The sequence below is a fragment of the Arthrobacter sp. TB 23 genome, assembly GCF_000294595.1.
Lineage (GTDB): Bacteria > Actinomycetota > Actinomycetes > Actinomycetales > Micrococcaceae > Arthrobacter_D.
The window spans coordinates 1-8,107 of record NZ_ALPM01000061.1 but is presented as its reverse complement, the minus strand read 5'-3'; the positions used below and the strand labels follow the sequence as shown (position 1 = coordinate 8,107).

Annotated in this window: 3 protein-coding genes; all 3 read left to right on the top strand. The window is 65.5% G+C overall.

The annotated features are described in order from the left end of the window. Positions 1 to 2,589, top strand: a 2,589-nt coding sequence (acnA, locus tag B384_RS0108345; protein ID WP_019482660.1) for an aconitate hydratase AcnA, incomplete at its 5' end; no start/stop codon positions are given. Between the two features lie 56 nt (positions 2,590 to 2,645). Then, positions 2,646 to 4,619 (top strand): 1-deoxy-D-xylulose-5-phosphate synthase, encoded by a 1,974-nt coding sequence (gene dxs / locus B384_RS0108340; protein WP_019482659.1) that lies wholly within the window; start codon positions 2,646 to 2,648, stop codon positions 4,617 to 4,619. A gap of 393 nt (positions 4,620 to 5,012) precedes the next feature. Continuing rightward, positions 5,013 to 8,107 (top strand): Rne/Rng family ribonuclease (locus tag B384_RS18315; protein WP_019482658.1); only part of this gene is annotated, 3,095 nt, incomplete at its 3' end.

The following is an 8,107-nucleotide window of genomic DNA, read 5'->3' as shown; positions in this document are numbered from 1 at the left end:
ATCCAGTTCACCCCGGCCCGCGTGATCATGCAGGACTTCACCGGTGTGCCCTGCGTCGTCGACCTCGCCACCATGCGCGAGGCAGTTGTCGAACTCGGTGGAGACCCCAAGCGCGTCAACCCGCTGGCGCCGGCCGAACTGGTCATTGACCACTCGGTGCAGATCGACGTTTTCGGGAACGCCAACGCACTCGAGCGCAACATGGACATCGAGTACCAGCGCAATGGCGAGCGGTACCAGTTCCTGCGCTGGGGTCAGACCGCGTTCGATGACTTCCTGGTGGTGCCGCCCGGCATGGGCATTGTCCACCAGGTCAACCTCGAGTACCTGGCCCGCACGGTGATGACCCGTGAGGTCACCACCGACGGCACCACCGCCCTGCAGGCCTACCCCGACACCTGCGTCGGCACCGACTCGCACACCACCATGGTCAACGGGCTCGGCGTCCTCGGCTGGGGGGTCGGCGGCATCGAAGCCGAGGCTGCCATGCTGGGCCAACCCGTGTCCATGCTGATCCCTCGGGTGGTGGGCTTCAAGCTCACCGGTGAGATCCCCGCCGGCGCCACCGCGACCGACGTCGTGCTCACCATCACCGAGAAGCTGCGCAAGCACGGCGTCGTCGGCAAGTTCGTCGAGTTCTACGGCGAAGGCGTCAGCGCTGTGCCCCTGGCCAACCGCGCCACCATCGGCAACATGAGCCCGGAGTTCGGCTCCACCGCTGCCATGTTCCCAATCGACGAAGTCACCATGGACTACCTGCGGCTGACCGGCCGCTCGGAGGAGAACCTGGCACTGGTCGAGGCCTACGCCAGGGAACAGGGCCTCTGGCACGACCCATCGCGGGTCACCCGGTTCTCCGAATACCTGGAACTCGACCTCTCAACCGTGGTGCCCTCACTCGCCGGCCCGAAGCGCCCCCAGGACCGGATCGACCTGACGCGCGCCAAAGACCAGTTCCGGAAAGACATCCACCATTACGTCAACTCGGTGGACGACGCAGCGCTCGACGAGGCGCTCGAGGAATCCTTCCCCGCGTCGGACGTCCCCGCGATGACCTCCACGGTGAGGCATGCAGGGCGCTCGCGCGTAATGGGCCGGCCATCAAACGCAGTCCAGTTCACCATGCCGGATGGCCGGGCGTTCGAGCTGGACCACGGCGCCGTCACTATTGCGTCGATCACCTCCTGCACCAACACGTCCAACCCATCCGTGATGCTGGCCGCTGCGCTGCTGGCCCGCAACGCGGTGGACCGCGGACTCACCGCGAAACCCTGGGTGAAGACCTCGCTTGCTCCCGGCTCCAGAGTGGTCACCGATTACTACGACAAATCAGGGTTGACCCCCTACCTCGAAAAGCTGGGATTCTACGTGGTGGGATACGGCTGTGCCACGTGCATTGGAAACTCGGGTCCCCTTGACGAAGAGATTGCTGCGGCGATTCAGGCCAATGGCCTGGCGGTGACAGCGGTGCTCTCGGGGAACCGCAACTTTGAGGGCCGGATCAATCCTGACGTGGTGATGAATTACCTCGCTTCACCGCCGCTGGTGATTGCCTACGCCCTCGCCGGCACCATGGACTTCGACTTCGAGTCCGACCCCCTGGGACAGGACCGGGAGGGCACCAACATCTTCCTGCGGGACATCTGGCCCGCCCCGGCGGAAATCCAGCAAACCATTGACTCCTCAATCGACCGGGAAATGTTCGACAGAGGCTACGAGGGAGTGTTCGACGGCGACCACCGGTGGAAAGCACTCGACACCCCCCACGGAAGCACTTTCGCCTGGAATGCAGACTCCACCTACGTCCGGAAGCCCCCGTACTTCGAGGGGATGCAGGCGACGCCGGACCCGGTCGCCGACATTACGGGCGCACGAGTGCTCGCCGCGCTCGGTGATTCGGTGACCACCGACCACATCAGCCCGGCCGGATCCTTCAGGGCGGATAGCCCCGCCGGACGCTATCTGCTCGAACACGGGGTGAACCGGAAGGACTTCAATTCCTATGGGTCCCGCCGAGGCAACCACGAGGTGATGATTCGCGGCACCTTCGCCAACATCAGGCTGCGCAACACCCTGTTGCAGGGGGTCCAGGGGGGATTCACGCGGGACTTCACCCAGACCGGCGGCCCCCAGACCTACATCTACGACGCAGCCGTGAACTATCAGGCAGCCAATATCCCCCTGGTGGTTCTGGCCGGAAAAGAATACGGTTCCGGCTCATCCCGTGACTGGGCGGCGAAAGGCACCGCACTGTTGGGCGTCCGTGCGGTAATTGCCGAGAGCTTCGAGCGGATCCACCGGTCCAACCTGATCGGCATGGGGGTGCTCCCGCTGCAATTCCCGGCGGGGCAGAGTGCAGCAACCCTGGGCCTCACCGGCACCGAGACCTTCGCCGTCGCAGGGGTGACGGCGCTCAACGAGGGCAGGACCCCGGAAACGGTCCGAGTCAGTGCCGTGCCGGAGGAGGACGGCGACACGATCACGTTCGACGCGGTGCTGCGTATCGACACTCCGGGGGAAGCCGACTACTACCGCAACGGTGGAATCCTTCACTATGTGCTGCGACAGCTCACGGCCAACCCGCGTTAGAGTTAATGACCCGCAGGCGTAGGTCCGGCGGGAATGACAAATACAAGGAGGCACCGATGGGACTCTTGGAAACCATCCGCCACCCTCAGGATCTCAGCCGGCTCACCAGCGACCAGTTGGAGCGACTGGCAGGTGAAATTCGTGACTTCCTCATCACGAACGTCTCCCGGACCGGAGGGCACCTCGGCCCTAACCTGGGGGTCGTTGAACTGACCCTTGGCATGCACCGGGTCTTTGATTCCCCGCGTGACTCGATGATCTTCGACACCGGTCACCAGTCCTATGTGCATAAACTGCTCACCGGGCGCCAGGATTTCAGCACGCTGCGTCAACAGGGCGGACTCTCCGGATACCCCTCGCGGGCCGAATCCGAGCACGACGTCGTCGAAAGCTCCCACGCCTCATCCTCCCTGTCCTGGGCTGACGGAATTTCCCGCGCCCGGGTCCTCGCTGGCGAGGGCGACCGCTACACGGTGGTCATGGTCGGTGACGGCGCCCTGACCGGCGGTATGGCCTGGGAAGCCATCAACAACATCGCCGCCGACAAGCGGCGCCGCGTAGTGATCGTCGTCAACGACAACGGCAGGTCCTACGCACCGACCATCGGGGGAGTGGCCGACTATCTGGCGTCCCTGCGTCCCACCCTTGACACGGTCCGTACCCACCGCGTCTACGAGGGCACTCTCGACTGGTCCAAGCGTCGCCTCCAGAACGGCGGGCCGCTCGGCCGGTTCACCTACAAGAGCCTGCACGCCACCAAGAAGGGCATCAAGGACTGGTGGGCGCCCCAGGGGTTGTTTGAAGACCTCGGAATGAAATACATCGGGCCCATCGATGGCCACGATATGTCAGCCGTCGAGCATGCGCTCCATCAGGCGCGCAACTACGAGGGTCCGGTGATCGTGCACGCGATCACCGAAAAGGGGTATGGCTACGCGCCGGCCCGGGCCCACGAAGCTGACCAGTTCCATGCGGTAGGCGTCATTGACCCAGAGACCGGCCAGCCCGTCGGGGCAGCTGGACCACAGTCCTGGACCAGTGTGTTCGCCGACGAAATCGCGGCCCTGGCCGACGAGCGCACGGACATTGTCGGTATCACCGGCGCCATGCTCATTCCCGTCGGGCTCCACAAGTTCGCTGAGAAGTACCCCGAACGCGTGTTCGACGTCGGGATCGCCGAGCAGCACGCCCTCACCAGCGCCGCGGGCATGGCTTTTGGTGGGTTGCATCCGGTCGTGGCGCTGTACGCGACGTTCCTGGGGCGCGGATTCGATCAACTGCTCATGGATGTTGCCCTGCACAAAGCCGGGGTGACAGTAGTTTTGGACCGCTCGGGCGTCACCGGCCCCGACGGCGCCAGCCATCACGGGATGTGGGATATGGCGATGCTGCAGATCATCCCCGGATTGCACCTGGCCGCTCCACGGGATGCCACCAGGCTGCGTGAGGAACTCAGGGAGGCCGTCGCTATTGGTGACGCGCCGAGCGTGGTGCGCTACTCGAAGGGCGCCGTGGGCGCCGAGGTGCACGCGATTGAACGGCTCGACGACGGCGTCGAGGTGCTGTCCCGCCGCCCAGCGGGGTCCAACAACAACGATGTCCTGATTGTCAGCGTCGGCGCGATGAGCGAACTGGCCCTCGACGTGTCCAACCGGTTGGGTGCCCAGGGGATCAGCTCGACCGTGATTGATCCACGCTGGGTGCTCCCGGTGCGCCAATCAGTGATCAGGATGGCCGCCGAACACCGGATCGTCATTGTGATTGAGGATGGCGTGCGGGCTGGCGGGGTTGGGTCACGGATCCGGCAGGAAATGCGCGCCGTCGGTGTGGATACTGCGCTGAACGAGGTGGGGTTGCCCGTCGAGTTCCTCGACCACGGTACACGCAGCGAAGTGCTGGAACGGGTTGGGCTGACAGCGCGCAAGGTGGCCCAGGATGTCGTCGAGCAGGTACTGGGTACCAGGGTGCCGGTCGCCCGTCCCCTCCCGGGACAGGACGCACCAGTCACCGGGCAGCTGCCCAAGCTCTGATCGAGTCAGCTCAGAAAGTCGGATACCAAAAGCCGGGCGCCTGAAATAGTCTGTGAGACAATGAACGTGGCTGGCAGGGGAACCACATTCCCCGGCCGGTCCAGTGACAGGCTTCCGGCTTCGCCGGCGACGCTTCTGAGCGCATCGTGAAAACATCCGTACGGATGGGATGCCGAGAATCCGCTGTGCAGGCCAACCGTTGGGAAAGCAGCGGATAAGGAAAAGCGCCACTGGTCTTCGAGTGATGCCGCACCCCACGGATGGTGCGACCTCGAAGCTCACTTAGACGACTTCCGGTAGACGCGAGGCGCCAAGGTCCGCGAACAACCGACATACTGCCCCCGGGGGCGTCGGAATGTGGCCGACGCCGCAGGGGCTGGAGCAAAACACCATATGGATACTCAGCAGAACCCGACAGAGCAGAATCCCACAGAGCAGAATCCCACCGGCCAGGATTCGACCGGCCAGGATTCGACCGGCCAGGATTCGACCGGCCAGGATTCGACCGGCCAGGTCCAGGACGCTGCGCAGGAGCACCCCGATGTTCCAGTGAAGAAGGCCACGAGGACCCGACGCAAAAAAGCGGATCCAGTAGCCGACGACGCCGCCTCGGCTACCGCAGAACCGGCAGAACCGGCCGCCGCGCCGAAGCGTCGTGCCACTCGGAGCCGTAAGGCCGCCACCAGCGATATCGTGCTCCCCGATGCGCCCACCACGCCCCCCACCGGGGCCGATTCCGGATCTGACGCAGAAGCTGCTGCAGCGGAGCCAGCGAAGGCACCCGCCCGGCGCCGGACCACCCGCAAGGCAGGTAGCCCCAGCGGGGCGCCAACCGCCGTCGAGCCCGCGGCCACCGCGCCAGATAAGGCCGCCGCCGTCGAGACGGTTGATGCCGCTGCTGTACCACCAGCCGACGCCGTGCTGACGCCGGTGAAAAAGACCACCCGGCGCCGTTCGACTGCCGCGCAGCAGAAAGCTCCCGCGGCCGAAGAGGCAGCAGCGACTGCGCCTGCCGAGCAGGAGGGTGATGCCGGCCGGACCGCGCCGGTTCAGCAGGAAACTCCCGCCGCGCAGGCCGAGGAGACCACCCCCGTCCAGGAACCCATCTCCGTGTCAACGGCGTCCGATCCTTTCAGCATCCCCGCGTCGCTGTTCCATGCACCAGACCTGAGTGTTGCAGTAGCTGCGGCAAGGAAGGCTGAGGTTCCCGCCGCTGCTGACGCGGATGAGGACCAGGACGGCGATAGCGAATCCGGTGGGCGCCGGCGTCGTCGGAACCGCCGCAGCCGTGGCAAGGGCCGCGGCGACCAGGATGCCACCACGGACGAGAACGGCTCAAACCTCGACGCCTGCCCGGACGGGGACGCCGAAGACGGCGTGACCTCCCGCCGCCGTCGCAGGCGCCGTCGTGGAGACCAGGATCTCGAACTGACCGGTGGCCAGGATGACGATCCGCCCAACACCGTGACCCGGGTGCGCGCGCCGCGGCAGGCCCAGGAAACGGCCCCATCCAACAAGGTCACCAGCGTCAAGGGTTCCACCCGGCTCGAGGCCAAGAAGCAGCGTCGTCGTGAATCCCGCGACACGGGCCGCCGCCGCCAGGTCATCACCGAAGCCGAGTTCCTCGCCCGCCGAGAGTCGGTGGACCGTCAGATGATCGTCCGCCAGCGCGATGACAGGATCCAGATTGCTGTGCTGGAGGACGGATTGCTCGCCGAGCATTTCGTGTCCAAAACCCAGCAGGATTCCCTGATCGGCAACGTGTACCTGGGCAAGGTCCAGAACGTGCTGCCCAGCATGGAAGCAGCATTCGTTGACATTGGCCGCGGCCGCAACGCCGTCCTGTATGCGGGTGAAGTCAACTGGGACGCGTCACGTCTCGACGGGCAGCCGCGCCGTATCGAACTGGCGTTGAAGTCCGGTGACACCGTCCTGGTGCAGGTCACCAAGGACCCGGTCGGCCACAAGGGCGCACGCCTGACCAGCCAGATTTCCCTCCCCGGCCGCTACCTGGTGTACGTGCCGGGCGGTTCAATGACCGGAATTTCCCGCAAGCTTCCTGATGTGGAACGCAACCGGCTCAAGCGCATCCTGAAGGACCGCCTCCCCGAGAACGCCGGTGTCATTGTGCGCACGGCGGCGGAGGGGGCCAGCGAGGAAGAGCTGACCCACGACATCAACCGGCTGCGGTCACAGTGGGAAACGATCGAGGCAAAGTCGGGCTCCACCAAGTCCCTCGCCCCCGAACTGCTGTATGGCGAGCCGGATTTGACCATCAAGGTGGTCCGGGATGTCTTCAACGAGGACTTCTCCAAACTGATCGTGTCCGGCGAGGAAGCCTGGGACACCATTGAGGCCTACGTGATGTACGTGGCCCCCGACCTGGTGGGACGCCTCGAGAAGTGGACCGGTAACGAGGACATTTTCCTCGCGAGCCGGATCGATGAACAGATCCACAAGGCACTCGACCGGAAGGTCTACCTGCCCTCTGGCGGGTCACTGGTGATCGACCGCACCGAAGCCATGACCGTGGTGGACGTCAACACCGGCAAGTTCACCGGCAGCGGTGGCAACCTGGAAGAAACAGTCACCAAGAACAACCTGGAGGCCGCAGAGGAAGTTGTCCGTCAACTGCGCCTCCGCGATATCGGCGGCATTATCGTCATCGACTTCATCGACATGGTCCTGGAAGCCAACCGTGACCTGGTGTTGCGTCGGATGGTGGAATGCCTGGGCCGCGACCGCACCAAGCATCAGGTTGCGGAGGTCACCTCCCTGGGGCTGGTCCAGATGACGCGGAAGCGGATGGGCACCGGACTGCTGGAAGTCTTCGGCGAGAACTGTGAGCACTGTGCCGGGCGCGGGGTCGTCACCCATGACGAGCCGGTGGAGCACAAGCGGCACGCCGTCGCCCCCGAGAACCACCAGCAGCACCTGCGCCAGGAGAAGGTGTCCCGCAGCGAACGCAAGCGTAACCGGAGCCGGTCCAACTCGCCCGCCGACGAGGACCAGCAGACACCCGAGGCGCCGCAGGACGACGCCGAGCGTCAGGCCCGGGCTGAAGCGGCCCGGGTGGCTCTCGCCAGCATCGCCGCAGCCACCCACGCAGCACACGAGGCCGAGGGTCATCCAGCGACCAACGATGCCGCCGAGGTGGTACTGACCATCAACGGTGAGACGGTGAGCCTGCCCCGCGCCGAGGCCAGCGACGCCGAAGTGCAGGAAGCCCGCCGGCTCACGCTCGATAGCCTCACCCAGGCCTTCGACCGCAAGCCCGCGGCAGCCGACTCCGGAAGCGATCCAGTTGCCGGGTCCGCTGCGGAACCGGCCGTCAGTCCCGAGCCGGCTCCCCAGAGTCCACGGCGCAACCGCCGGAGGGCTGCCAGCAGCCCCCAGGGGACCGCTGCGACGTCGGCTATCGAGCGGCAGCAACCGGGCCAGGAGGAGTCAGCGGGGCAGCCGGCGGCGCAGTTCGTCGCCAGCGTCCC